At 65.5% G+C, this 24627-nt stretch carries 24 protein-coding genes and 1 pseudogene; 15 read left to right on the forward strand and 10 right to left on the reverse strand.

Annotated features, from left to right (window positions below; genetic code table 11):
* The first annotated feature begins 11 nt into the window (after positions 1-11).
* Positions 12-3152: a glycoside hydrolase family 2 TIM barrel-domain containing protein gene (locus P8R42_15915; GenBank protein MDG2306100.1), complete on the forward strand. Its 3141-nt coding sequence runs from the start codon at positions 12-14 to the stop codon at positions 3150-3152.
* 154 nt (positions 3153-3306) lie between these two features.
* Here the strand turns inward: P8R42_15915 and P8R42_15920 are convergent, their stop codons facing one another.
* The gene (locus P8R42_15920) at positions 3307-3840 is read right to left on the reverse strand and encodes a hypothetical protein (protein MDG2306101.1); all 534 of its coding nucleotides are present in this window, start codon (positions 3838-3840) and stop codon (positions 3307-3309) included.
* A 212-nt stretch (positions 3841-4052) separates the two neighbouring features.
* Here P8R42_15920 and P8R42_15925 point away from each other — a divergent pair, with 212 nt between their 5' ends.
* From P8R42_15925 to P8R42_15935, 3 genes are read left to right on the forward strand one after another with little or no spacing between them, the layout of a single operon-like run.
* Positions 4053-4760: a hypothetical protein gene (locus P8R42_15925; protein MDG2306102.1), complete on the forward strand. Its 708-nt coding sequence runs from the start codon at positions 4053-4055 to the stop codon at positions 4758-4760.
* An 11-nt stretch (positions 4761-4771) separates the two neighbouring features.
* The gene (locus P8R42_15930) at positions 4772-6037 is read left to right on the forward strand and encodes a hypothetical protein (GenBank protein ID MDG2306103.1); all 1266 of its coding nucleotides are present in this window, start codon (positions 4772-4774) and stop codon (positions 6035-6037) included.
* A gap of 55 nt (positions 6038-6092) precedes the next feature.
* Entirely contained in the window at positions 6093-6368 is a 276-nt protein-coding gene (locus tag P8R42_15935; GenBank protein MDG2306104.1) for a DUF4404 family protein, read from the forward strand.
* A gap of 142 nt (positions 6369-6510) precedes the next feature.
* Here the strand turns inward: P8R42_15935 and P8R42_15940 are convergent, their stop codons facing one another.
* Entirely contained in the window at positions 6511-8799 is a 2289-nt protein-coding gene (locus P8R42_15940; GenBank protein ID MDG2306105.1) for an O-antigen ligase family protein, read from the reverse strand.
* Positions 8800-9001: 202 nt separating this feature from the next.
* On the opposite strand from P8R42_15940, the gene P8R42_15945 reads away from it, so the two are divergent.
* On the forward strand, positions 9002-10528 hold the full coding sequence (locus tag P8R42_15945; GenBank protein ID MDG2306106.1) for a hypothetical protein: 1527 nt from the start codon (positions 9002-9004) through the stop codon (positions 10526-10528).
* A 174-nt stretch (positions 10529-10702) separates the two neighbouring features.
* Positions 10703-10948, forward strand: a complete 246-nt coding sequence (locus P8R42_15950) for a hypothetical protein (GenBank protein MDG2306107.1) — start codon at positions 10703-10705, stop codon at positions 10946-10948.
* 96 nt (positions 10949-11044) lie between these two features.
* Here P8R42_15950 and P8R42_15955 read toward each other — a convergent pair whose 3' ends face one another.
* A complete protein-coding gene (locus P8R42_15955) occupies positions 11045-11251 on the reverse strand; it encodes a cold shock domain-containing protein (protein ID MDG2306108.1) in 207 nt (68 codons plus the stop codon).
* Positions 11252-11592: 341 nt separating this feature from the next.
* On the opposite strand from P8R42_15955, the pseudogene P8R42_15960 reads away from it, so the two are divergent.
* The 3 genes and pseudogenes from P8R42_15960 (at position 11593) to P8R42_15970 (ending at position 13011) form a co-directional block, all read left to right on the forward strand.
* Positions 11593-12075, forward strand: a pseudogene (locus P8R42_15960) (hypothetical protein).
* 53 nt (positions 12076-12128) lie between these two features.
* Positions 12129-12548, forward strand: coding sequence for a hypothetical protein (locus tag P8R42_15965; GenBank protein MDG2306109.1), 420 nt, complete (start codon positions 12129-12131; stop codon positions 12546-12548).
* A 4-nt stretch (positions 12549-12552) separates the two neighbouring features.
* The gene (locus P8R42_15970) at positions 12553-13011 is read left to right on the forward strand and encodes an SRPBCC family protein (GenBank protein ID MDG2306110.1); all 459 of its coding nucleotides are present in this window, start codon (positions 12553-12555) and stop codon (positions 13009-13011) included.
* Here P8R42_15970 and P8R42_15975 read toward each other — a convergent pair.
* Both P8R42_15975 and P8R42_15980 read right to left on the reverse strand, forming a co-directional pair.
* The gene (locus P8R42_15975; protein ID MDG2306111.1) at positions 13008-13262 is read right to left on the reverse strand and encodes a hypothetical protein; all 255 of its coding nucleotides are present in this window, start codon (positions 13260-13262) and stop codon (positions 13008-13010) included. The two genes, P8R42_15970 and P8R42_15975, sit on opposite strands and share 4 nt — an antisense overlap.
* A 288-nt stretch (positions 13263-13550) precedes the next feature.
* A complete protein-coding gene (locus P8R42_15980) occupies positions 13551-14711 on the reverse strand; it encodes a hypothetical protein (GenBank protein MDG2306112.1) in 1161 nt (386 codons plus the stop codon).
* Between the two features lie 494 nt (positions 14712-15205).
* On the opposite strand from P8R42_15980, the gene P8R42_15985 reads away from it, so the two are divergent.
* Together P8R42_15985 and P8R42_15990 are read left to right on the forward strand one after the other, a co-directional pair.
* Positions 15206-16372 carry an amidohydrolase family protein gene (locus P8R42_15985; GenBank protein ID MDG2306113.1) on the forward strand — a complete coding sequence of 389 codons (1167 nt, stop codon included), beginning with the start codon at positions 15206-15208 and terminating at the stop codon, positions 16370-16372.
* A gap of 14 nt (positions 16373-16386) precedes the next feature.
* The gene (locus P8R42_15990; GenBank protein MDG2306114.1) at positions 16387-17337 is read left to right on the forward strand and encodes a hypothetical protein; all 951 of its coding nucleotides are present in this window, start codon (positions 16387-16389) and stop codon (positions 17335-17337) included.
* A gap of 1 nt (position 17338) precedes the next feature.
* Here the strand turns inward: P8R42_15990 and P8R42_15995 are convergent, their stop codons facing one another.
* Positions 17339-18442 carry an amidohydrolase family protein gene (locus tag P8R42_15995; GenBank protein MDG2306115.1) on the reverse strand — a complete coding sequence of 368 codons (1104 nt, stop codon included), beginning with the start codon at positions 18440-18442 and terminating at the stop codon, positions 17339-17341.
* Positions 18443-18586: 144 nt separating this feature from the next.
* Between P8R42_15995 and P8R42_16000 the strand changes: the two genes are divergently transcribed.
* Positions 18587-18787: a hypothetical protein gene (locus tag P8R42_16000; GenBank protein MDG2306116.1), complete on the forward strand. Its 201-nt coding sequence runs from the start codon at positions 18587-18589 to the stop codon at positions 18785-18787.
* Positions 18788-18910: 123 nt separating this feature from the next.
* On the opposite strand, the gene P8R42_16005 is transcribed toward P8R42_16000, so the two are convergent.
* Together P8R42_16005 and P8R42_16010 are read right to left on the reverse strand one after the other, a co-directional pair.
* Positions 18911-19552, reverse strand: coding sequence for a nitroreductase family protein (locus tag P8R42_16005; GenBank protein MDG2306117.1), 642 nt, complete (start codon positions 19550-19552; stop codon positions 18911-18913).
* A 35-nt stretch (positions 19553-19587) separates the two neighbouring features.
* Positions 19588-20376, reverse strand: a complete 789-nt coding sequence (locus tag P8R42_16010) for an SDR family oxidoreductase (protein ID MDG2306118.1) — start codon at positions 20374-20376, stop codon at positions 19588-19590.
* Between the two features lie 201 nt (positions 20377-20577).
* Between P8R42_16010 and P8R42_16015 the strand changes: the two genes are divergently transcribed.
* Together P8R42_16015 and P8R42_16020 are read left to right on the forward strand one after the other, a co-directional pair.
* The gene (locus tag P8R42_16015; GenBank protein MDG2306119.1) at positions 20578-21351 is read left to right on the forward strand and encodes a Coq4 family protein; all 774 of its coding nucleotides are present in this window, start codon (positions 20578-20580) and stop codon (positions 21349-21351) included.
* Between the two features lie 157 nt (positions 21352-21508).
* Entirely contained in the window at positions 21509-21685 is a 177-nt protein-coding gene (locus tag P8R42_16020) for a hypothetical protein (GenBank protein MDG2306120.1), read from the forward strand.
* A gap of 120 nt (positions 21686-21805) precedes the next feature.
* Here the strand turns inward: P8R42_16020 and P8R42_16025 are convergent, their stop codons facing one another.
* Positions 21806-22843: an aldo/keto reductase gene (locus tag P8R42_16025; protein MDG2306121.1), complete on the reverse strand. Its 1038-nt coding sequence runs from the start codon at positions 22841-22843 to the stop codon at positions 21806-21808.
* Between the two features lie 118 nt (positions 22844-22961).
* Complete coding sequence (locus tag P8R42_16030) at positions 22962-23759, reverse strand: SDR family oxidoreductase (protein ID MDG2306122.1); 798 nt, start codon at positions 23757-23759, stop codon at positions 22962-22964.
* Positions 23760-23881: 122 nt separating this feature from the next.
* Between P8R42_16030 and P8R42_16035 the strand changes: the two genes are divergently transcribed.
* Positions 23882-24625, forward strand: a complete 744-nt coding sequence (locus P8R42_16035; protein MDG2306123.1) for an SDR family NAD(P)-dependent oxidoreductase — start codon at positions 23882-23884, stop codon at positions 24623-24625.
* Positions 24626-24627 lie beyond the last annotated feature (2 nt).

Genomic DNA, 24627 nt, shown 5'->3' on the forward strand with positions numbered 1-24627 from the left:
GCGTCCCGGCCATGTCGAGAGCGCATGCCCTGGACCAGATCGCTCTGCCGAGGTTCTGGGAACAGCCGGAGTGTCCGGCCGTTGGCCGGTTGCCGGCGCGCAGTCCTCTGGTGCCGTTCCCGACCGAGAAGCTGGCTCGCAGCGGGCGGTCGGAATCGTCTCCTTGGTGGCGATCGCTCGACGGAGACTGGCGTTTCCGGTTGGTGGATCGGCCGGAGCGCGCGCCGAAGGGATTCGCGTCGCCGGAGTTCTCGGACACTGCCTGGTCTAAGGTGGCGGTCCCGGGGAACTGGACCCGGCAGGGATTCGATCGTCCCCACTACACCAACGTGATCATGCCGTTCTCGGGGGAGCCGCCGTTCGTGCCGGCGGAGAACCCGACCGGGCTGTACCGCACGACGTTTCGTGTCCCGGCGGCCTGGCGTCGGCGACGTACGGTTCTCCACGTCGGTGGTGCGGAGAGTGCGCTCGCCGTTTGGCTGAACGGAGGGTTCGTCGGGTTCCACAAAGACTCCAGGCTGCCCGCGGAGTTCGACCTCACGCCGCACCTCGCGGCCGGGCCGAACACGCTGGCCGCCATGGTCGTGCGATGGTCGGACGGGAGTTGGATCGAGGACCAGGACCATTGGTGGATGGCCGGTCTCCATCGGAGCGTTCATCTCTACTCGACGGACGCCACGTGGATCGCGGACGCGAAGCTGACGGGTGGCTTGGAAGCAGATGCTGGCATCCTGGACGTCGTGACCGACGTGGGCTTCTCGTCGGTGCCGGAGCCGGGGTGGTCGGTCGACATCAAGGTCGAGAACGGGAAGGGCAAGTGTCTCGGCACGGCCCACGGTGACGTGTCGGTGTTCCGGCGGGGAACTCCGCTGGACGAGTTGCTCGAGGGCATGTCGTTCACCGGAGTGAATGCGAAATTGCGGCTCGAGCTCCCGTCCGTCGAGCCCTGGTCCGCGGAGCGGCCGACGCTGTACCGTGTGCTCGTCTCGCTCATCAGTCCCGCGGGGAAGGTGAAAGAGGTCGCGGCCCAGCGAATCGGGTTCCGATCGGTCGAGGTCCGCGGCCGGGAGCTTCTCGTGAACGGGAAGGCGGTGCCGATCCGCGGTGTGAACCGCCACGATCACGACGCGGACCACGGCAAGGCGGTCACGCGTGAAGGGATGCGCCGCGACGTCGAGCTGATGAAGCAGTTCAACGTGAACGCGGTTCGGACCGCGCACTATCCGAACGACCCGTACTTCCTGGATCTGTGCGACGAATATGGTCTGTACGTCATCGACGAGGCCAACATCGAGAGCCACGCACGGCAGAAAAGCCTCTGTGACGACTCGCGCTATCACCCGGCGATCCTCGACCGTTGTCGGCGCATGGTGCTGCGGGACGAGAATCACGCGTGCGTGATCGGGTGGTCCCTCGGGAACGAGTCTGGCTATGGCGCGGGGCATGCCGCGGCCGCCGGCTGGATCCGTAAGCGCGACCCTTCTCGGATCCTTCAGTACGAAGGCGGCGGCGTGATGCACGACTGGCTCGAAAATCCCGAACGGGTGAGCCGCCTCGAGACCGACGTGATCTGCCCAATGTACGCTTCGATCGACGATGTCGTCCGTTGGGCCGAGACGACGAACGAGGACCGTCCCCTGATCCTCTGCGAGTACTCGCACGCGATGGGGAACAGCAACGGGAGTCTCGCCGATTACTGGACTGCGATCGATGCGCATCCTGGGCTCCAAGGGGGCTTCGTGTGGGATTGGATCGATCAGGGGCTCCGGACCCGCACGGAAGAAGGCGTAGAGTACTTCGGCTTCGGCGGTTCGTTCGGCGATGAGCCCAACGATGCGAACTTCTGCATCAACGGACTGATCGGTCCCGACCGCGTGCCGCATCCGGCGCTGTGGGAGCTCAAAAAGATCGGCGAGCCCGTGGCGGTTCACGCAGTCGAACCGGCACGGGGTGTCCTCTCCGTCGAGAATCGGCGCGACTTCGAGTCGCTCGCAGACCTCGAGGCGACCTTCGAGGTGAGCGTGGAAGGCGAGGTGGTCCAGCAAGGCAGCTTCGACCTCCCGGCCGTCCCGGCAGGGCGCCGGGCGAAGGTCCGCCTGCCCATCCGTCGCCGCACGATTCCTCGGGGTGCGGAGGGCCGACTCACGGTTCGATTCCTCACACGTCGCAAGTCGCTGTGGGCGCGGCGTGGTTTTCAGGTCGCCTGGGCACAGGTGGATCTTCCTTCGGCGCGTAAGGGTGCAGTCAGGAAGGCCCGAAGCCGGGCGGTGTCGATTCGTGCCGCGGAAGACGGCAGTGAGGTTCAGGTCGGGCCCGCGTCGTTCCACGTCAACGACGGGACCGGGGAACTCTGGGTCGCACTCGATGGACAGGCTCTGGTGACGCAGGGCGCGAACTTGTCGCTGTGGCGCGCGCCGACCGACAACGACGGTGTGAAGCAGGGCTGGATGAGCGAGGTCGCCGGCGTGCGACAGCGCTGGCTCGCCTGGGGGCTCGACGCTCTGCGGACGACGCTCGACGACGTGCGGACCCGTCGGCTGCGCGACGGCTCGGCTCGCATGGTGATCGACCGTCACGTGACGGGTAACGGAGAGTGGACTGTAGAGCATAGGCAGACGATCACGGTCGTCGGGGACGGGACCGCGCGCTTCGACGAACAGGTGAAGATCCCGGCCGCGTTGGAGGATCTGCCCCGCGTCGGCGTTCGCTTCGTCGCGTCGGCCGCGGCCACGAGTCTGGAGTGGCTCGGGCGCGGTCCACAGGAGACCTACAGCGATCGCTACGTCAGTGCTCCGTTCGGTCGGTGGTCGATGCAGGTTGCCGATACGTACGTCCCGTACGTGGTGCCGCAGGAGCACGGCAGCCACTTCGACACCCGCTGGTTCTCTCTGTCGACGGGGGATGGTGCGGGCGTTCTGGTCGGCGCGGAGAAGCCGTTTTCGTTCTCCGCGTCGCACTTCACCGCGGACGATCTGACCGCCGCGCGTCATACTGCGGAATTGCACGCCAGGGAGCCCGTCTTCGTTCACGTCGATGCCTTCCTGCGGGGCTTGGGGACCGGCGCGTGTGGGCCGGATGCGCTTGCGCGGTATCGTGCGGGGGGTGGGCGATACGCGTGGCGCTGGTGGCTTCGACCGTACGAACGTCGTTGACTTTTGGGCGGGCAGGGTCCAGCGATGCCCACCGAACTCGGCATGCTCGTCCTCTGGGTGCTTCTCTCGCTTGCGCAGGCTTTCCCTGCGCTAGCCTCGGTCCTGTGGGCGCACGGGTTTGCGTACGGGGACGGAACCGCGAGCCCGGCGCCCGCTAACGTTTGCGCGCGGCGGTCGGGCCGGCAGGCATCCCGCGGTCGCGACCTGGGTAGTACATTGGCTTCTCGTCCGGATTCTCCTCGCCAAAGCGAACGGAGCGACGGTGCCAGCGGCGGTACTTGTCGTCGGACATGCCGAGCCGTTTCCCCCGATTTGCGATCAGTGCCCGCTGCACCGCCCAGACGTTGCGGGTCGACAGGCGCCAATCGCACCGATCGAGCCGCCGCAGGTCGTAGGTGGCGTAGCCGGTGATGCGTCCGGTGCGGTCGATGAACGGTGGCATATAGCTTCGTACGAGGGATTTGAGTGTGCGAAAGACCGTTCGTCGGCCGTGTAGCCCCGGGTCGCGGGAGCGTGCGACGGTTCCGAAGCGGCCGTCGCGCTCGAACAAGAAGAGGACTTGGTCGAGCTGGTCCTTCGAGCGCAGGTCGAGCAGGAGCGGCGGAAAGCCGTGCGCTTCGAGGATGGTCGCCCCAGAGAGCGCGGCTTCGAGGCAGTGGGCCTGCGGCCTCCGCAGTACGCCGCGCAATGTGCGCGCGGACGCGCCTCCGGGTTCGGTGTTGTAGGCAAGCGAGTCGACGAAGGCCCGCGCTTAGCGCGGTGTCCGACCGGGGACAGGTGCCAGCCGGACGGTTCCTGCTCGCGTTAACGAGTGGGGGCGCCAGGCGAGTACGGGCGCCCCTCACACCAACCGGCCGCTGCTCGTGCTCCGGGGCCCCGGCCTGTGCTAGCGTTAGGGCAGTGCTCTCACGGCCGCTCCGCGCGTGGCTGGCGCTCAGGCTCGAACGCAACGCGGACGATGAAGTGTTTTGTCCGCAATTCACGAACCAGTTCCGTGACGAGGAACCCGAGGCGGTGGTCGAGCTTCTCGAGCGCGAAACGGCACGGCTTCTAGCCCGTATGCCGGTCTTCCTGCAGAAGGTGCGGCTTCCCGGCCGGACAGGGCCGCGCGCCGACCTGGACGTTCTGCACGAGAGCTATCTGCAATCCCATGAGATCGTTAAGGAGTTCTTTCAGCACGCGTTCGAGTTTCGGATTGAAGCCCCGGGCCGGTTCGTTCGGGCCATCGAGATGCAGCATCTACTCGGGCAACTCGAGGAGTCGACCTTCGGGGTGGCGCGGTTGGCCCTCTCTGCGGAGTCGTCGTCCCCGACTTTTGCGATGCTTCGCAACACGCTCGTAGAGTCCGTCGACTTCATGCTCCATACCACAATTGATTGCTTCGACGGTTCGAACGAGAAGGATCGTCTGATTTTCGAAGCCGTGACGAGCGACAAGGGGCCCCTGATCGCAGAGATGCGTGAGGCGCACCTCGATGACGCCGAGCACCTGAGCCGGGCGGAGCAAGCTGCGCTGCTGGCGCTCTTGATCCACTTTGAGGCCCTTGTGAACCAAATGCACCAATTGGGCGTGCGTCGTCAGGCCGCGATCGCCTCCGGTGCGGGATAGCGGAGTAAACGATGAAGATCGCGTTGGCCTTCGTGGCCGGGGTGGCGCTGACGCTCGGCGCCGTGTTCGTTCTCACCGGTTCGGTCGTGGCACCGCCGGTGGAGAAGAGCCGAAATCTGCAGGCCAGCTACGACCAGTTCGTCCAGACGCTGGCAGATGCCGGCGACTTCGTAGAAGGCCACAAGTGGTACGGGACCGAGCGGGAGCAGGCAGAAGCGTATCGCCACATCATGCGGATCCTGATCTCTTCCTTGGAGGAGCGGGGTCTCATGGATCCGCACTTTCCCTACTTCCGCATCATTCGCCCGCGGACGAAGTCGGGGATGGACAACTCGGACCAGCGCTACCTAGCGGCGGCGTTGGACGGGGGTTCGGAGTATCGGGTGTGGGGGACGCGGGGCAGCAGTCGTCGTCTGGATTTCGTCCTCTACGAGGATGTCGTGCAGGGCCGGACTCTCGCCACGCTCTCGACGAACGAGCTCGTCGTCGACGAGGATGGGCGTTTCGAGGTGGTCGTGAGCCCGGACGAGCACGCGGGCAACTGGCTGCGGAGCGAATCCGTGCCGCTCAAACTTCTCGTTCGCCAGATCCACTCGGACTGGGAGAACGAGCGGCCGGGTGAGGTCCACATCGATCGGATGGGGAAGCCGCTCGTCGTCGCGCCGGAGATGAACGCGGAAATCATGGCGGCGCGTCTCGATGCGGTCGCTGACGACTTCGCGACCCGCGTGCGACACTGGCCAGAGTTCAGCCGCACGCGGATCGCCCTCGCTCCTGCGAACTGGCTGACCCCGGCCCAGGACACCGGTGCGATGGGGGGCCTGCCGGGCCGCTTGATGGTCGGAGGCCATTTCGACCTGGAAGAGGGCGAAGCGCTGATCATCAAGAGCTACCCGAGCAACGCCGTCTACCAGGCGATCCAGCTGGGGCATCACTGGTGGGAATCTCTCGACTATGCGGATCGCCAGACCAGCCTGACAGCCGATCAAGCGCGGCTGAGCTCTGACGGCGCGTACTATCATGTGATCGCTCGCCAGGATCCCGGTGTTGCAAACTGGCTCGACACCGAGGGCTTCCAGCGCGGGGTCATTTTCATGCGGTTCGACGGGATGCAGCCGGCGGTCATTCCCGACGGGGAGGAGCCGACCGCCACCAAGGTTTCGTTCGACCAGGTCCGGGATCACCTGCCCGACGACGAGCCCACGATCGCGCCCGAGCAGCGTGCCGCCGAGATCGCGGTCCGGAGACGCCACGTGCAGGAACGATTCGGGAACTGAGGTCGTCAGCGCGCGCACTCTTGCCCGGGCCCGGCTCCTCGCTCATCATATCGCCATGGCGTCTGATTCGGAGCTCCAAGACCATATTCGCTCGCTACACGAGGAACTCGAGTCTTCGTCGTCGATCGACGATGATGCGCGCAAGCAGCTCGGGGTACTCCTGAACGACATTCAAGTGCTCCTCGAGCGAGAGGGAGCCGACACGGCCCCCTCTCGCGAGTCGTTGATCGAGAGTCTCGAGGCTGCAACAAGCGAGTTTGAGACGTCCCACCCGACCCTCTACGCGACGGTCGGCCGATTGATCAATACGCTCAGTAATCTCGGGATCTGACGCGGGCATGGGCGGCATCGGGTCGGGGCGGTCCGCTCGGTCTGCCCGGGTTCCCTGCCCAGTTCTTCGCGTACTAACGGCTGGCGTCGGGGAATGCGGCCGAAGCGACCCGAGAATTTCTGCGACGCCTGTCCCTCGTGCGCTAGTCCCACCACTGCGCGACACTGAAGGCTAACTCGCGCGGATCGTCGCTGTTTCCGGTTTCGGCGGGTAGCCACGTCCGGTTTGCTTCGAACCGAAGTATCTTGCCCTCTGTCGGGTGCCGGGGGACGGAGATTTCGTGCCACTCGTGGTCGGGCAACTCGAGGAGTACGTAGATCCCAGCGGAGCCGATGCGGACCTCGAGCGGGTCGGAAGCAACGTTCGGGGCGAAGGTCCTCAGCCGGAGAGGAACGGACCCTAGGCCATGGCCCAGGGTCACGATGCCCTCGCGGCCGAGGGTCGAGCGAAACCAGGTCATGCCATCGCTTTCTGGCCGGTCGAAGCCGAAGAACTCGCCGCCCCGGATCGGAGCCAGCTGCATCCCCGACACCCGCATGCTGAGCAGTCGCGGGTCGCGCTGCGTGGGGCGGTGCAAGAACGGGCGGATGGCGCGTCTGGGACGAAGTACCACGCGGCGGTTCTCTCCGTTCTCAGTAGGCTCGAGCGGGAACGCGAAGCTCGTGACGTCGGGGTTTACGACCAGCGGCTCGCGCACAGTGGTGTCGTCGATGCGCCAGTCGATCGTCAGCGGGCGCTCCAGGTCGAACCCGAGGGGCACGTCGGCGAGATCGAACTTCAGGATGCCGCCCGCGCCCGAGAGCTCGACGCCGCAGGCGTCGTAGCACCACCGCCACGCGGTCCCGCCGCCTTCCTCGAGATAGTGCATCCCGAACTCCCGGTCGTTCGGCGTGGGAGGAAATGGCGGACCTGCGAGACGCACCATCGCTGCCAGCACGCCCACCGTCGCCGCGAACAGGAGCAATGCGCCGTGGCGCTCCCGCTTTGCGCCGGCGGCAGCCGGCACCGACGCGAGGACACCGAGCCCGCACCACACGTAGAGCTCCACAACTCGAACGTAGAAGACGTACTGGACGAGCCCTATCACCGAGACGACGAGAATAAACGGAAATCCGACCCGGGGTTTCCTCGACGCCGCCATCGCGGCGGCACCCAGGAGGAGGAAGTAGGCAGCGAGCCCGAGAGAGCCGCGCTCGGCGAGGATCATGAGGTAGGTGTTGTGCGCCGACCCGTGCATGCTCATGTACCCCGGCGCGTCGCGTACGACGTAGTCGGGGTACAGCCAGCTGTACGTGCCGAGGCCCTGTCCAAGGATCAGACGTTCTCGTGCCATCGCCATCGTTGGCGTCCAGTAGTTCGATCGATTCGAAAGGTCGGACAGGAGAAGGCCGGCTCGTGTCCGCGCGGGCGGGCTCACCGCGAGCACGCTGCCGATCAGGAGCGCGACGGTGAGCCCTGCGGCGGCGACCATCTTGGGCCTCCGGCGAACCTCGAAGCTGGCGAGCGCGAGCGCAGCAAGCGCGGCGGTGATCCACGCCGCTCGCTGCAGCGTGAACAGGATCGCAACCAGGCCGAGGAACAACGCCGTGGTCCCCAGAGCGCGGTCCCCGGCACGCTCGGTGCGCAGGAGGAGGACCGGCCACGGCAAGGCGGTGAGCAACAGTTCCGCCATCCACGACGGGTGGTCGAAGAAAGAGTGCATCCGTTCGGCGTACAGCGGGCTGATCGGCCGGAACGCGGCAAGTGAGATCCATCCGAGCCGCTCCGCAATACCGGCACCGGCCGTGAGGAGTATCAGTACGGCGCTCACGCGCGCGAAGCGCTGTGCCCCCGCCTTCCCTTGGAAGACGCAGAGCGCCAGCAGGAAGGCCCCCGTCGCACTCAAGAGGTGAAGCGCTTTGGTCAGGGGATAGGCCGAGACGTACTCGTTGGCGAGCAGTAAAAAGCGCGTGACGAGGGCCAGGTCGGCGAGGTTGCCGACCGGCGGGTGATACCGAGTGGGCAGGAGCGACGCGAGCGAGAGCGCGAGGAACAATGCGGCGGCAGGTCCGACCAGCCCGGCGGACGGCAGCGGCGTGCGACGGATCGCGCGGCTGAGGGACCACGCCCCGAGTCCGGAGAACAAGGCCGCGTCCAGGAAGGGGAGGCGAGGGCCGCCGGGCCCGGTGCCGAAGAGCGGTAGTGACACGATGAGCAGGCATGCAAACCAGGCCGGGTGAACGACGGCGAGAAGGGCGACGAGCCCGACGGCAATTCGCGCGGGGAGGTCTTCGGCCGAAGCAAAGGCGCTGGCCACGAGGATTCCGACGGCGCCGAGCACGGCGAAGAGTGTGTTCGCGGCGGCGGACGGGTGGCCCGCCGGCGCCCATACGTAGCTCGTTTCCTGTGGGTCCCGTGCGCGAGGGGTTGCTTGGCCGTGAACCGGGTTCACTTCGCGTTCATACCTCAATCGGAGCCATCCCCAAGCGGTTGTCGCTCGCAATTGGCGGAAAGGCTCGGAGACGCGGTCTCGGGGACGGGAGCTTCTGCTGATTTCGGCCGGGTGCTCGTGATTGAGGCAAGCCGTCTGGGATTTCTCGGTTGACGCCCGCTCCGGCTCGCCGGTAGCGTTGGGTTCCACCGCGAGGACTTCGATGATCCGACTCCGCCTCTCCCTGCTCGTCGTTGCGGTCGGGCTGCTTCTCTCCGCAGCGCCCGATGCGTCGGGGTTCGTCTTCACGGCGACACGTAAGAAGGTCACCAACATCGCCGATCACTTCACTCGGCACCCGGCCCCGGACAAGAAGGCGAAGAAGGTCGTCTTCTTGTCGCGCGCGGGCCACGAGGGGGTGTTGCCGCCCTTCGAGTTCGAGGACACGTTCGACTTCGACGGCAGCGGGAACGACTTCGCTTCGGGCTCGCCACCGAGCCCGGCTTGCCCCACCTGCGCGGACGTCGCCGATATCGACAACCCGACGAACGTCTACCTCTGGACGAAGTCCTCGAACGAGGTTTCCCAGCTCACGTTCTCCGAGTCGGGGGGCGACGGCGCGAACCGGTGGCCGGAGATCGACTCTCGTGGCGACTGGGTTGCCTGGGATTCCGACCGGGACCACGTACCGGGGGCGCCCGGCAACGCGGATGCGAACGGCGAGATTTTCCTCGCCCGCGTCTCGACCGGGACGATCACTCAGGTCACCGACACGATCGGCGGCGGGGCCGACGCCAATCGGCGGGTCGCGATTGGAGACAAGGGCGACGTGCTCGTGTTCGAGTCGACGCGCGATTTTGCCTCGGTGCCCTCGTGCTCGATGCCGGACGAAACGACGTCTTGTGCAAACGCCGATGGGAACGCGGAGATCATGGTTTACGAACCCGAAGGGGCCCGGCTCATGCAGCTGACGGCCACCACCGGCGACACGGCCGGCGTTGCTAACATCCGCGCGCGGGTCAGTGTGGACGGGCGGTTCGTGGTCTTCCAGTCCACGCGGGATCCGGGGGCCACGCCGGCGGCCGGTACGATCTGCACAGGTCTCGACGACGTTTCGGCATGCGCGAACGTCGATGGAAGCTCGGAGATCTTTCTCTACGACCGGAAGGACCGGGATCTCACTCAGGTGACGTCGACCGGTGCGGGGCTCTGCGGGGGCGAGGACGCAAATCAGCGGGCCGACGTCAGCAAGAAGGGCAAGTACGTCGTTTTCCAGTCGAAGTGCGAGGATGAACTCAACGCCGGCGGATGTGGTGCGTGCGACGCGAACAATGAGATCTTCGTGGTCGCGAGGAAGAAGCAGGAGATCCACCAGGTCACGCTGTCGGACGCCGGACGCAATCGCTTCCCGCGCATCGCGAGCACCGGCGCCTACATCGCTTTCCAGTCGGATCGTTCATACGTGGGTGAGAACGTCGCTCATGAGGACGCGCTCTATCTTCTACGTCGCAGCAGCCTCGCCGCATCGGGCTTCCTGACGAGCCGAACGCAACTGCTCGAGGATGCGATTCTGTCGGGCGGGGGGACCCTCCAGAATCCGGTGGCCCGGGTCACGGTGCCGAATTTCACCGGTGGTTTCGATACCGACATCGATCGCATCGGGCTCAGCGGCAACGGGCAGTTCCTTCTTTTTCACAACGGCAAGGACGTCACGAATCAGGAGACCTGGCTCGTCGATCGCAAGAAGTAGCCCGCGAAGGCCCGAAAGTAGTTCGGTGCCCGGAGGCGGTCAGGGTGCTACACACAGCGGCAGGCCATTCTCGTTCCGTGGGGTCCGCATTTCGAACGCCCGGGTTGTGGAACTCGATGTCCTGGATCACGCCGAGAGACGGATCTCGGTGAGCTGAAGGAAGGACGTGCCGGAATGGAAGTCCCACCGCGGGACGATTGGGACGCGATCCCGCAGAGCAAACGCCGCCAAGCGGCGTTGCAGCCGGGGGATGCGGAAGACCGCACCTTCGGGTGTCGAGCCTCGAACCCCGAGGTCTGCGGCAAGCATCGGATGCCTTCGGTGTGCGCGTTCGTCCGGGAGGACGGAATGTGTCTGGCGCCGCCTCGCAGTTGGGCGAAGCTCTATCCGAAGTTGCTCGCTCGCGAGCAGGACTCGTAGAGGGCCTTTCGACCGGCTACGAGCGTTTTAAGAGCACCCCGGGGGGCGTCGCCGGGGTTGCCGGCGACGCCCCTAGGGCTCGTTGCTTTTACTGATTTAGAGGGTGACGACGTTCTCAGCCGCCGGGCCCTTCTGCCCGTCAACGACGTCGAACTCGACCTTGGCGCCTTCTGCGAGGGACTTGAAGCCCTCACCCTGAATCGCGCTGTGATGGCAGAAGACATCCTTCTCGCCGTCGTCGCGCGTGATGAAGCCGAAGCCCTTGTCGTCGTTGAACCACTTAACCGTTCCTGTCGTACGCATGCCGTACTCCCTTTACTGTTCGAATCGTCGGGATGCGGCGTTGCGTTTCACGCTAATCATCCTTGCCGACTACTCTCTGTTCCGGGACACCCGCCCGGTTCGGTCGCGCCCCAACTTCTGAGCGCGGTTAACAGCGATCACTGTGACCACTGGCATACTTCGTAGAGCAAGCCGTGCGGCGAGTCCAGAGAGGGCTTTCCTGATTTTCCACGTCTTTCCACTTGCTCTTCGGGGGCATGAGCCTGCCGGATGGGCCAAAAAGCCGTCGGCCCGGGCCCGCCCGGCTTGGTAGCCCCCGAAGGGGCCGGGGGCGAAAACGCTCCTCTTTACAGGGGAATTCCATGGTTCGACCGGCTATTCGACTCCAAAATCCGGGATCTGCGGGGCTACTCGGCCTCTTTTTCAGCCTTCTCGTGGGGGTGCTCGGGGCGTCGCCGCCGGCCCTGTGGGGGCAGTCGGCGCCAAATTCTTTCGTGAATTTTGAGAGCGGCCACACCCGCCCGCTCGCCCTTTCGCCCGATGGGGCACGCCTCTTCGCGGTCAATACCCCGGACAACCGGTTGTCGATCTTCGATGTCACGACGACGGGATTGACCCTCGTCGGTGAGGTCCAGGTCGGCCTCGACCCCGTTGCCGCCCCAACGAGCACTGAGGTCTGGGTCGTGAACCACCTGTCCGACACCGTGAGCATCGTGACGATCAACGGCGGGGATCCGATGCTGTCCGAAGTGACGAACACGCTCCTCACGTGTGACGAGCCGCGCGACATCGTGTTTGGCGGCGGCGACCGCGCGTTCATCACGACGGCGCGACGCGGGCAGAACTGTCCCGTAGCGCCGAGCTACGACACCGAGGGCGCGTAGCGATCGGCACGGACATGGATGCGAACTACAAACCCGTCGTCCAGGTGATGGGCGGGAACTTTCTTCGCCTGTTTCGCCAGATCTGCGGCTGGGCCGGGCGGGGCCTCGACAGCCTTGAAAACCAGTGCTTTCGTTGGGTCAAGGAGGAGGCACCGATGACCCGAGTCCGTTCCCTGGAAGGCCGTGAGGCCGCCGTCGCCGCGAGGATCATTCAGTTCTTGCTGCGGATGAACGTCGGCAAGGAAATCAAGCCCGTAAAGGTGCAGGCCCACTCGACTCGAATGATGGTCGGGAACTTCGTCGCGAACGCGATCATGGGCACGAGTCGGACGACCGTGGGCAATGACATTCGAGAGCTCGCGAAGAGCAATCGGCCGCTCCGCGTCGATCCCAACGGTTTCTGCCCCCTGCCCATCCCGGAAGTGAAGGACTGATCTCATGCCGAGCATGGACACGGTCGACAGCATGGTCATCAGGGCACCGGCGGCGGAGCTCTTCGACATCGTTCTGGATTATCCGCGGATGAGGGAGTGGTATCCGCGGTATCGGATCGACGTGATCGGTGGGGGCGCGGTGGAGCCCGGAGCGCGGCTCCGCCACGAGTTGTCGCCGAAGGGTTCGCCGGTGAAGTCTCGGTTCACGCGCACGATTCAGAAGATTGACCGACCCACGTCGATCGAAGAGACGTACGATGACGGTGATCTCGTCGGGGCGGGCCGCTGGGTCTTCGAAGAGGTGGGCGCGGATGAGACGCGGGTGTCGTTCTACTGCAAGGTCCGGTCGAACCGCTGGCTCATGCACGTCGGCTTCCTGCTCGGGGGAGAGCGCGGGCACAACATGGTCTACCAGCAGATCCTTGCGGCCCTGAAGGCCAAGGTAGAAGGCGCGGCGGCCTAGTCCGAGCCCGGCGTCGTTTCGGGGCAGGCGACGAGGAGTTCTTCGAGACTGGGCTTCGACGCGAAGCACTCCGACTTGCACGTCTCGGCGTCTTCTCCCCACAGAAGCGGGTGTGCCATGCAGCCGAGGTAGTGCATGCCGCTGCCGGCAGAGAAGTCGTCGCGCGCCGGCGCGCCGGGTCGTCGATCGTGCTGTCCGCGTGCCCCAGGCTGGTTCCGAATACGGGCGTGCCGCCCGCATCGTTCGTCCATGCGACGACGTGGGGTTCGCCGTGGCGCGGGCGATCTCCATGGGGTGCTGGTGCTCGTGGGTCTCATGGCCGCTTCCCTGGCCCTTCCATCTACTCGTATCCGGATGAGACACTTGCCCAGGAGCTTCTCGCGATCGTAGTTCTTCCGGCCACGAACCGCCCCTGATTACGAATGCGAAGCAGCTCGGTGTTTTCGATCACGCAGCAGGAGGTGACGACATCGGCACTGGTGTGAAGTGTAAAGTGCAGTTCACGTTCTTGCACGACCCGTTGCCCTGAGGGGCCCGGCCTACGACTCCTCCTCGATCACGAACGCCGGCATCCCTTCGAAGTGCATGGCGGCCGAGATCGAAGTGCACTTGCCGGTCTCGGGATCGGGATGCCCATCCGCGATGCGCGGGATCGCGTGGTAGATCCCAGCGCACATGTAGCCCCGCGTCTCTGCCGCGATGCGTCCGGAGTGGTAGTCGCCGATGTAGTGGTCGTTGTTGACCTTGTAGAAATTCTCGGTGTCCCAGTAGTAGCCCATGACGCCCTCGAGCCGACCGTCGGGTAAGAGCTTCGCTCGCACCCGCGCATCTCGGAAGAAGAACTCGTCGTCGATGACCTGCTGCTTCAGGCGGAGTCGGATGTCGATCGGGTCCGTCGTGAGGACCCCGTTCTCGATGCGGCCCTTCGCGGAGGCGCTCGTGTACTTCGCTTCGTTGTGGACGCGTAGACTCAAATCGCGCAGGACATCGCCCGACGCGCTGAGAGTGACCGGGTCCGCGCTCGAGAAGATGCGGAACTCCACGTTCTCGTCATTCTGCGGGTCGTCGACGCCCGTGAGCTCGAAGAGGATCGGGAAGCCCTCTTTGATGAAGTTGCCTTCGCGGTACATGCGATCCAGCTGCCCGTCGGGTTGGTAGCCCTTGGTGCAGCCGAGTAGTCGCCAGTGTTGGTTGTCGATCCCGGTCTCGCCGTCAGGGCTCGTGAAGTCCTTGTGCGCGCATCCGCTGCCGTCGTCACCACTGGAATCGACGCCGTCGAGGTCGAGTCCCGCCACCGGAATCGAGGCTTTGAACGTCTTGAAGCCGGGATCGGGCTGCGCGGTGGGCTCGCTGCATGCGTCGGGAGGGAAGAACTTCTGCTGGGCTTCGCTGTACCCGATCTCCTTGATCGCGGCTGCGAACTCCTTGGTGTCCACCTCGTAGTACTCGGACTCGGAGGGGTTCATGCCGTCGGGGCAATCGGCCGGCTTTGCGTCGGGGAGCTCGTCGTACCATTGGGATACGACAAAGCCGCGGGTTCCGGTCCCTGTTGCCGCGACGACCGCGGCCGGCTCGGTCGGAGCGGCCGCGGCGGGTGGTGGAGGGTCGTTCTGGGTGGCCGGAGGAGCTGTCGTGGACTCGCAAGCAAACAGAAACGCCGTCAGAACCAACCCGTTTTGCCACCAGGATCGAGTGCTCATTGCATGACCTCCGCAAGGATCCATAGCGCATGTTTGGGCAAAGGTGAACGCTTGAAACCACTAGCCATCCGCCGCCCGAGATGATGAAGGAGAATGCGTGATCTCGAAGACCCGGATGCTCGATCTGGTGACGAGTCTGCAAGCCGACGGGGTTGCGACGGCGCTTGCGGAGAACCCGAAACTATTGCGATTCCCTGACGATCGGGGCCGGAACTAGCTGCACCTTTGCCGCGGCTCGAACCCCAGTCGGAAGCCGTTGGGACGCATCCGGACGGCGGAGGTGCTCTTGGGTGCGGGACTCGGCATCGACGCTGTGGCCTTCCGGGAAGGGAAGTGAAGGCGCCGCCGGAGTGACGCACGACACTTCGAGATGCTACACGTACATGAGGCCTGCGGGGACATCGCGGATGCGAAGGGGGCGACGCTGGCGCAGATCCTGGGCCGCAAGCGCTCGGCCGCGTCCCGCAATCTCGACGCTCGCTGAGGAGATGCCAATGACCTACGCCGCTCACCGCCGCATCATCGATGCGGACAGTCACGTCATCGAGCTCGATGACTTCCTCGTGGAGTTCGCCGACCCGGCCGAGCGGGCGCTCATCCCGCCGATGGACGCGCAGACGGAACTCCCGGTCGTGCCCGAGGCTCTCGCCCGCGCAAAGGAGCTCTTTGCGCTTCGTCAGGAAGACGATGCGGTGATGGCGAAGTTCGAGGCGAGCCTCCTGGACACGCGCAAGAGCGGTTGGAGTCGGATCGGAGCGTTCGACCCCAAGGAGCGCTCGCACGCACTCGATCTGTTCGGCTTCGAGATGCAGCTCGTTCTGCCGACGTTCGCGTTTCACCAGTTCGCCCACAGCAAGGATCCGCGCGTTCTCGAGGCGGGGGCGCGCGCGCTGAACCGGGCGATGGGCGCCTTCTGCGGTCACGATACGCGGCTTCGCGCGATCGGGTACATTCCGCTCTCTCTCGGACCAGAGGTCGCGGCGGGGCTCATGGACCAGGGGCTCCGCGATGGTTGCTACACCTTCATGGTCGACACAAACGAGCCGAACCCGGCGGCCCGGTCCTTCACGCATCCGGACTTCGATCCGATCTGGAAGCGCTTTCGTGACGCGCGTGCGCCCTTCGTAGTTCACATTGCCGTGAACGGAGAGTACCAGCCCGTCTCACCGAGCTTTGGGAACAACGGGCAGGCGGCGCTGGCAGCGACCGGTGACGCGCCTCCGGGAGCGCTCGGGATGCTCGGTCTCAAGAACAGCGCGGAGCTGTTCCTGTCGGCGATGATCTTCGACGGGGTGTTCGATCGCGTGCCTGGGTTAAAGGGCATCTCGATGGAGCACGGCGCGGTGTGGCTCCCGTCGTGGCTCCAGGCGATCGATACGGCCGCGCACACGTTCCGTCATCTGCAGCCGTACCTTCGGGAGCAGCAGAAGCCTTCGGACGTCGTTCGCGAGAGCCTCAGGTTCGCGCCATTTGCCGGCGAGCCTCTGGGATGGATCATCGAGAACATCGGCCCCGAGATTCTCGTCTTCGGCTCGGACTATCCGCATCCGGAGGGCACCCATAATCCCATCGAGAAGTTCGAGGCGACGATGCAAGGGTGTGACGACGCGACGTTCGACGCATTCTATCACGGCAACATGGAAGCCGTGATGGGGCTCTAGGGGGCCTGCCGACGGTGCGCTTTCCGATTTTTTCGATCCTCGTAGCGGCCCTACTGATTGCCGGATGCGGCTCTTCGTCCAATCCGGCGGAAGAGGTTGCCGAGCCCTGCGGCTCGGGCGGCCCTCTCAGCGGGCCGGGCGGTGACTTCAACGGTCCCTACATGGAGCGGACGTTTCCCGCTCCGGATGGCACGGACCGGACTTGGCTGCTCCGCCTTCCCGCCGGTTACGAGGAGGGCACCCGGGCCGACGTGGTCTTCAACTTCCACGGCTCCGGCTCGACGGCCCCTTCACAGTTGGTCTACGGAGACTTCACGCAACAAGCGGATCGCGACGGCGTCATCCTCGTCACTCCGGATGCGAACAAGGTCTTCTTCGACCCGTCCCACGAGCTCGCCGGCTACTGGAACAGCGCGTGGGAGGCGAACCTGCGCGTGCGGGACTACGACGTCGACTTCGTTCTGGGCCTTGTCGACTTGATGAAGGACGAGTACTGCACCGACGACTTTTTCGCGACCGGCATGTCCGCCGGAGGCGATATGGTTTCGGCCCTGGAGTGTCTGACGGAGAGCCCGTTCGATGCCTACGCGGCCGTGACGTACCAGTACTACAACGAAGCGGAGTGCGGAGGCGCGCCTTCGCGGCCTCTCCTCTACTTCCATGGGAGTGCGGACTTCGTCGTGCCGTTCGCCGGCTCAGGCGCGCCCTGGTACGACCCACCGGTCCCGGATTCACTGCAGAACTGGGCCGAGCACAACGGCTGCGCACCGCAGCGGATGGAGGAGCGGGTCAGCGACGAGGTGCTCCGGTACTCGTGGGCCAACTGTGACGCGAAGACGGAGTGGTACTTCGTCGAAGGGGGCGGGCACACCTGGCCCGGTGCGCTCGAGGTGCCCGTTCTCGGTCACACGACGGCGGACATCTCCGCGAGCGACCTGATCTGGGAGCACTTCTTCGGGAGCTAGACTAGTAGGTGATCTCGTAGAGCGCGGCGGCGTTGCCGCGCAGCAGGCGGTTGCGATCGGCCGGGTCGAGGCCGTCGGTCACCTCGTCGATCACTTTGCGCGTGTAGGGATACGTTCCGTCACTGTGCGGGAAATCGGTCGCCCAAAGGACCCGACTCATCTCGAGGCCGCCGCGTACGTGCTTCACGCTGTAGTCGTCCTGGAACGTCACGTAGACGTTCTCGTCCATGTATTCGCCCGGCATCCGCGCGAGTTCCGTGGTGCTCAGGTGGTGTCGGTGCCTCTCGTAAGCGTGGTCGAGGCGGAATTTGAAGTGGGGGACCCAGCCGGCGTCGGCTTCTACGCAGATGACACGGAGGTCGGGATGCCGATCGAAGACGCCGCCGAGGATGAGCACCATCACGATGTTCTGAACACCACGGACCGTGTTGATCTGGCGGACGAGGTTCGAGTTCCCGCGGACCCGGTCCATGATCCCGTCCTTCGTGGTCAGGATGTGGAAGCTCACGGGGAGTCCGAGATCGATACACGCTTCCCACAGGGGGTCGTAACAGGGGTGGTCGTAGTCCTCGACGGAGGGATCGCCCGGCAGCATCACGCTGCGGAATCCTTGCGCCTTGATCGCGCGAAGCTCTTCGATGCCTTCGTCGATTGTACGCACCGTCGCTTGGCCGACACCGAGAAGCCTCTGCGGGTCTTTCTCACAGAAACTCGCGAGCCACCTGTTGTACGCGTCGAAGCACGCCTTCTTGTAGTCGACGTCCGGGTGGTTGCAGAGGATCATGCCCAATGAGGGGTAGAGCACTTCGGCTCGCACGCCCTCGGCGTCCTGAATCGCGAGGCGCTCGGCGGGATCGAAGCCGGCGGGATGGATCTCTTCCCACGGGACGGCGCGGCCGAAGTCTTCTGGTGGGCGACCGCCGGTGCAGACGAGTCCCATTGGGATGCGGAGACCGAGGTCGGAGATCTCGAGGACGGCGCCGGCCTGTTCGTCGAAGATCGCCTTGGGCCGCCGGTCGCGGAAGTCGGGGTCGATGTCGTCGTAGCATGCCTCGATCTCGCAGATATGTGAGTCGGCGGAGATCACGGGCTCAAGATCGCTCATGCGTTGGTCCTGCCACATCGGGTCGGGCCGGTCGACCGGTTCTTCACCAGGTGGGGTTGGTTTTCCATCGGCCCGGGTTGAAGGGCCTCGTTTCGGTCGGCGGTGAGGCGGCACCCGGCCGGTAGGGGAACCGAAGGCCGCCCGTTGGCGGTGCTCGGTCAGGGCCGGGACGTGCCCGCCGAGGTCGTTTTGAACGAGCGGGCGACGATCTCGTCGGTCCGGGCGGCGGCGCAGTTCATCGACGGGGACGCATTGTACGGAAACGACGTCGGGTTCGGCAACGCTGCCGGCAATGTGCCGAATCTCGTCGATCTGACTACGGGCGAGTTGGGCGCGGTCGTGTAGGACGCGATTCTCTTCGGTGAGGGTGTTGCCTGCCCAGGTGCCCTCCCGCGCCGCGATCGTGCACATCAGCCGCGTTCTCGGCGTCCGGCCGGCGGAGTTGCGGGGGGAGGGGGGCTTCGGCCGTTAGGCCGACCAGCGGTCCCAGTGAGTGCACTTCGCGGCTGGGCGGCGGTTCGGTCGCCCGAAGCGGCGCTCGGGGTAGCCGACCGGGATCAGCGCGACGGCCTCCACGCCCTCGGGGAGAACGAGGATCTCGCGGATCGGAGGGTGGGCCTTCGGCCCGACGGGACAGTGGTCGGTGGCGAGGGTGATCATGACCGTCCCGAGCTCGCGAGAGCGAGCCGCGAGCGTGATGTTCTGGATCGCCGGGTAGATTGATCCGAACAGGCCCGATGCGACACCGACATTGTCGGGGCAGGGCATCGTCAGGCAGGCGACGATGATGGCGCCCGCTTCGTCGAGGTGTTCGACATTGTGCATCGCGCCCGTGTAGATCTTGCGTCGCGCGTCATCCAGCTGGGGATCGGCGAGCACGCCGTCGCGGATGTACTGGCGTCCGACGTCGCGGTGGGTGTCGGCCATCCGCCGCATCTGGTCGCGGTCGGTCACTACGACGAAGGACCACATCTGCATGTTGCCCGCGCTGGGGGCCATCGTCGCGGCTTCGATCAAGTACTCGAGGTCGGCGCGGGGAATAGGGTCGGTCTTCAGGTGGCGCACGGCGCGCGCAGTGAAGATCGCTTCGTGAACGGAGAGCTCTGGCATGGGTCCTCGCTTCATGGTGGCTCGTGGGTCGGACTTCAAAAGATCGCCGTCGTGATCCCGCCGTCGACGACGAGACTCTGGCCGACGATGTAGCTCGCGTACTTGCTGCAGAAGAGTGCGCAGATGGCGCCGAAGTCGTCGGCGTCACCGAAGCGGCCGGCGGGGATACCGACGCGTTCGACCCAGCGGTCGATCTCCTCGGCGTAGCTGGTGCCGCGCTTCTCGGCGATCTTGCTGAACTGTTCCTGAGCGGCGGCGGTGTGGTGGAAGCCGGGAAGGAGATTGTTGATCGTAACGTTGTGTTTCGCCATCACCTTGGCGGCTGCCACCGAGTAGTTGGCGAGCGCCGCGCGCGGGGGCCCCGAGAGGATGCGCATCTCGCTTGGGAACTTCGCCGCTCCGGTGGTTACGTTGACGACCCGCCCGAAGCCGCGCTCGGCCATGCCGTCCACGGTCGCGCGGATGAACTCGGCAGGCCCCAGGAGGCCGGATTCCAGGTATTCCTGCCATTGCGCGGGCCCGACCTCGCGGAAGTCCGTGCCCCACGGTGGCGGGCTGCAGGTGCTGACCAGGATGTCCGGTTCGGGGCAGGCGGCCAGAATCCGCTCCCGGCCCTCGGCGGTCGTGTGGTCGGCGGCCACCGGGGTGACCGAGACGCCGGTTTCGGTCGAGATCTCCTCGGCGGTCGCGGCCAGGCGCTCTTCGCCCCGCGCCGAGATCACGAGATCGACCCCCTCCCGCGCCAGGGCGGCCGCGCACCCTTTGCCCAGACCGGCGCTTCCGCCGTTGATGATGGCCCGTCGTCCCCTGATCCCGAGATCCATTGGATGTCTTCATACGCCAAAGACGCCAGGGAACGCACCAGGAACCTTCTTGGGTCCCCTGAGTGTCGCGCCGGGTATGCAACTGGTGCATGCTCGATCGTGCGGCCGCCCGCCGCGGCCTACGAATTCCCACTGTTTTCCCGGCTTCGTCCGATGGCACGCAGCCTGCATTGGCTCTCAGCCCAGAAGGAGGAGATGTCCATGCCCGATTCCACGACGATGCCGCCCACCCTGTTCCCGAGAGATTGGCCCCGCGCTTGGCGCGCGCTGAAGATCCTGATCGCGGACTCTGATCGCACCGATCAGGTGTTCGAGATCATCGACGGGCTCGCGGGTGACTCGCTCGAGAATAGCTACCAGCGCTTCATCGCCGACCCCGAGGGCCAACGCCTGCTGCGCGAGCGCCCCTCGCTCCTCGCCGCGCTTTCGGATCGCGCCGCGCTCGCGGCCATGCCGGCCGGGTCGTTCGGCCGGGCGTATCTCGACTGCATGGAGAAGGGCAGCCTCACCGCGGATGGCCTGGTCGAAGCCGACGAGGTTGCTGCCAAGAACCTGGACAAGCCGCCGCTGGCTGATCCCGACCGTGAGTTCGTCGGCGACCGGATGCGCGACATGCATGATCTCTGGCACGTCCTCACCGGGTACGGCATGGACGAGGCGGGTGAGACCGCCAACCTCGCGTTCAGTCATGCCCAGATCCCGAACCTCGGGATGGGCCTCATCGTCGGCGCGGGTGCTGTCATCGGCCCGAAAGACCTGAAGTTCACGTGGCCACGGTACCTCGTCGCCGCCTGGCAGCGCGGGCGGGCCACATCGTTCCTCGGCGTCGCTCCCTATGAGGACCTGCTCCCGCAGCCCCTCGAAGAAGTCCGCGCCGGGCTAGGTATTCCCCCCGCGGAGCACGTTCACCCTATGGGGATTGCCATCGCCACCCGGGATGCTTGCGGGGAGGACGGCGTCCAATGGGTAAGTTGAACAAATTCTGAACGACTGTCGTTCGCCGCGGGACGGGCGCCTCCCCGGCGACCGCTCTCGAGGCGCTCCCGGTAGACCTTCCCGAGGCGGTGGAGCAGGCCGGGTTGATCTTCCGCGGTCTCGTGACCCGCAAAGGGCGTCACGAGCCGACCGTTGCGTGTCGCGTCGACACCGGTCGACCACGAGCGTGACGGCCAGCCAGTCCGTGACTCTGCAGAACCTGACGGTCGAGAACCCGGGGATCAACGCGCTTGGGCACGTGCGCCTCGGCTTCTACCTGTCCACGAACTCGGTCATCTCTACGGCCGAGATGTTCCTCGGGTATGTCTTCTAAAACTCGTACGCGCGGTTCCAGCGCAGTCGCTTCTCGCACCCGGCCCCATCCGGCCCTCGGCGGGGCGATCCGGGGCCTCGATCGCGGGGCCTCGATCGCGGGGTCGGCCGCCGACTCTGGCTACGCGAAGTACTGCTGCGACGTTGCCGCTGCGACGAAGTTCTCCTTCAGGTGCTCCATCGACTGGCTGTCCGCGTTCACGGCATCGAGTCCATGGGCCAGCACGTAGGCGTAGCTGCGCTGGAACGGCGTGAGCGGCGCCTTCATGAACTTCGCGTCGTAGACCCCATCGAAGGACGACGGTCGGTCCGGACCGAAGCCCATCCACTTGCCGGCGAGATGGCGGGCAGCCTTCATGCCGACGAGGCCGATGCCGGCCGCGCGGGCCTTGTCGAGCGTCGGCTGAAGCTGAGTCATCGGTACCGTGTCCTTCTGGATCGACTTGGCGTTCCAGTCGTACCAACCGGCCGGCGTGATCGCGATCTGTGCAAGAGAGAAGCGGCCCGTGTCGGCGGCGGCGTCCAGGACGTTCGCCGCGTTCTGATGAGTACTCACGCCCCAGTGGTCGACCTTACCCGCCTTCTTTGCCGCGAGGAACGCCTCGTGCATTTCGTCACTGCGCACCAGGGAGACGTTGTTGCCGGCCATGATGTAGTACGCGTTCACGTGGTCGGTCGCGAGGTCCGTGAGGCTTTGGTCCATCGACTTGGTCCAGTTCGCCGCACAGGTTTTCAGTTGCGCGCTCGTCAGCTCGTCGCCGGGCTGCACGTCGAGACCGACGAGGCCCTTCGAGATGAGGAAGATCTTGTCACGCCGTTTCTTCGCGAACGCGGCTAGGTTCGACTCGGCGTTGCGGTAGTAGTCGCTCGTGCCGACGTCGAAGACGTTCACGCCGTGATCGAACGCGGCATTCAACAGCTCGTCCTTGCCCCAGAACATGAGCGCCGCGCCGCAGCCGAACACGAGGCGGCTCCCTTCGAACCCGGTCTTGCCGAGCGTGCGATACGTCATCTCGGGCCATGCGGCGTCGGCTCGCGCCGCTGACTCGGCGAGTGCGCCCGCCGACTTGGCGAGTTCCGCGCCTCCGAGTCCGAGGAGGGCGAGAATCTGCAGCGCGCGGCGGCGTGTGGTCGGAAAGGCTCGTTCGAAGGATGTCATGGGACTAGCTCCTTTTGGCCCATCCGGCGGGACGGGCCCCGCTTCCTTCCTACCGGGTCCGGGCGCCACGTGGAAGCGGCCACCCCGGGGCGCCGGGCAGATGGAACCGCAGTCGATCTCAGCTGGCGACGGCCGAGCCGCCGTCGCAGGTAATGACCTCGCCGACGGTGAAGGCACCGGCGCGAGACGAGAGGAAGATCGCCAGGCCCGCGATGTCCTCCATCGTACCGACCCGGCCGCGCGGATTCGCCTGGCCCACGCGGTCCCAATCGACGCCGTCGGTCTCGCCCCCGAACCCCACCCCGGCGCTGAGCATCCAGGTGGGGAAGGGGCCCGGGGCGATCGCGTTCACCAGGATGTTCTCCTTCACGAGATGGGCGGCAAGAACCCGGGTCAGGTGATGAATCGCGGCCTTGGACGGACCGTACGAGAAGTTGTCGAACACGGGCGTCTTGAGCCCATCGATCGAGCCGATGTTGATGACGCGCGACGGGGATTCGTGCGTCGCCGACTTCTTGAGGAGAGGCAGGCACTTCTGAACGAGGAAGAAGGGACCCTTCACGTTCGTGTCCATCACCTTGTCCCAGCCGTTCTCGGGGAACTCGGCGAGAGGCGCCCCCCACGTTGCGCCGGCATTGTTCACGAGGATGTCGAGATGGTCGTCGCGCTTGGCGAGTTCGGTGGCTAGTGCTTCGCACCCTTCCAGTTTCGACAAGTCGGCGGGGATCGCGGTGCACTCGCCACCGAACTCCGACGTAAGCCGTTCGACGGCTGCGGCGCACGCGTCGGCCTTGCGAGAGCTGATGTAGACCTTCGCGCCGTTCGCGAGGAATCCCGCAGCAATCATCTCGCCGATGCCGCGCGAGCCTCCGGTGATGAGTGCGACCTTGCCTTGGATCGAGAACAGATCTTTCACTCTAGAACCGGTAGCTGACTTCGCCGCCGAACGCGCGCCCTTCGGGCCAGTAGCGGAGTCCGGAACCGCTCTTGACGAAAGTGGACAGTTTTTCTATTCTGTCCACTGCGAGAGGAGAGCGTATGGGCAAGTTGGACGGCAAGAAGGCGCTCGTGACCGGGGCATCCCGAGGGATCGGGAAGGGAATCGCGCTCGCGCTGGCGGAGGCCGGCGCGGACGTTGCGATTGGCTACCGTCGAGAGAAGGACGCTGCCGAGGCGGTCGTCGGGGCGATCGAAGGTCTGGGTCGCCGCGGTGCCGCCTTTGCCGCGGACGTTCGTGAGTACGGCGCGGTCGAGGCGATGGTGAACAACGCACGGAAGGTGCTCGGTGGTCTCGACATCGTCGTCGCCAACGCGGGTGTGCCGACGCGCTTCGAATCCACGCACGAAGTCGATCCTGGCTATTGGGATCGGGTGATCCAGATCGATCTCTACGGGGTCTTTCACACGTTGCGCGCTGCGCTGCCGCACATGCGCGAGCAACGCGACGGCGTCTTGCTCCCGGTTTCATCCGTCGCCGCGGATGCGTGCGGTCCGAAGGGCGCGGCGTACAACGCGGCCAAGGCGGGCGTGAACGCTCTTGCGAAGACCGTCTCTCGCGAGAACGCCCGTCGGAACGTTCGCTGCAACGTGATCGCCCCCGGTCTGATTCAGACCGATATCTCCGACGGCATGCAGGAATTCCACGGCGATCTGGAGAAGACGATCCCGCTCGGGCGTATCGGTACGGTCGAAGAGGTGGGCGCGATGGCGGTCTATCTCTCGTCTAAGGATGCAGAGTGGATCACGGGCAAGGTCTTCCGCATCGACGGCGGCGCCTGGTAGGG

It is taken from the genome of Candidatus Binatia bacterium (assembly GCA_029243485.1).
Classification (GTDB): Bacteria; Desulfobacterota; Binatia; order UBA12015; family UBA12015; genus VGTG01.

Coding starts and splice junctions, on each gene's coding strand:
- P8R42_15985 (MDG2306113.1), top strand. CDS start 15,206: ATGACCTACGCCGCTCACCGCCGCATCATCGATGCGGACAGTCACGTC.
- P8R42_16010 (MDG2306118.1), bottom strand. CDS start 20,376: ATGGATCTCGGGATCAGGGGACGACGGGCCATCATCAACGGCGGAAGC.
- P8R42_15930 (MDG2306103.1), top strand. CDS start 4,772: ATGAAGATCGCGTTGGCCTTCGTGGCCGGGGTGGCGCTGACGCTCGGC.
- P8R42_16035 (MDG2306123.1), top strand. CDS start 23,882: ATGGGCAAGTTGGACGGCAAGAAGGCGCTCGTGACCGGGGCATCCCGA.
- P8R42_15995 (MDG2306115.1), bottom strand. CDS start 18,442: ATGAGCGATCTTGAGCCCGTGATCTCCGCCGACTCACATATCTGCGAG.
- P8R42_15915 (MDG2306100.1), top strand. CDS start 12: ATGTCGAGAGCGCATGCCCTGGACCAGATCGCTCTGCCGAGGTTCTGG.
- P8R42_16025 (MDG2306121.1), bottom strand. CDS start 22,843: ATGACATCCTTCGAACGAGCCTTTCCGACCACACGCCGCCGCGCGCTG.
- P8R42_15965 (MDG2306109.1), top strand. CDS start 12,129: ATGGATGCGAACTACAAACCCGTCGTCCAGGTGATGGGCGGGAACTTT.
- P8R42_15945 (MDG2306106.1), top strand. CDS start 9,002: ATGATCCGACTCCGCCTCTCCCTGCTCGTCGTTGCGGTCGGGCTGCTT.
- P8R42_15955 (MDG2306108.1), bottom strand. CDS start 11,251: ATGCGTACGACAGGAACGGTTAAGTGGTTCAACGACGACAAGGGCTTC.
- P8R42_15975 (MDG2306111.1), bottom strand. CDS start 13,262: ATGGACGAACGATGCGGGCGGCACGCCCGTATTCGGAACCAGCCTGGG.
- P8R42_15970 (MDG2306110.1), top strand. CDS start 12,553: ATGCCGAGCATGGACACGGTCGACAGCATGGTCATCAGGGCACCGGCG.
- P8R42_15950 (MDG2306107.1), top strand. CDS start 10,703: ATGGAAGTCCCACCGCGGGACGATTGGGACGCGATCCCGCAGAGCAAA.
- P8R42_16015 (MDG2306119.1), top strand. CDS start 20,578: ATGCCCGATTCCACGACGATGCCGCCCACCCTGTTCCCGAGAGATTGG.
- P8R42_15980 (MDG2306112.1), bottom strand. CDS start 14,711: ATGAGCACTCGATCCTGGTGGCAAAACGGGTTGGTTCTGACGGCGTTT.
- P8R42_15935 (MDG2306104.1), top strand. CDS start 6,093: ATGGCGTCTGATTCGGAGCTCCAAGACCATATTCGCTCGCTACACGAG.
- P8R42_16005 (MDG2306117.1), bottom strand. CDS start 19,552: ATGCCAGAGCTCTCCGTTCACGAAGCGATCTTCACTGCGCGCGCCGTG.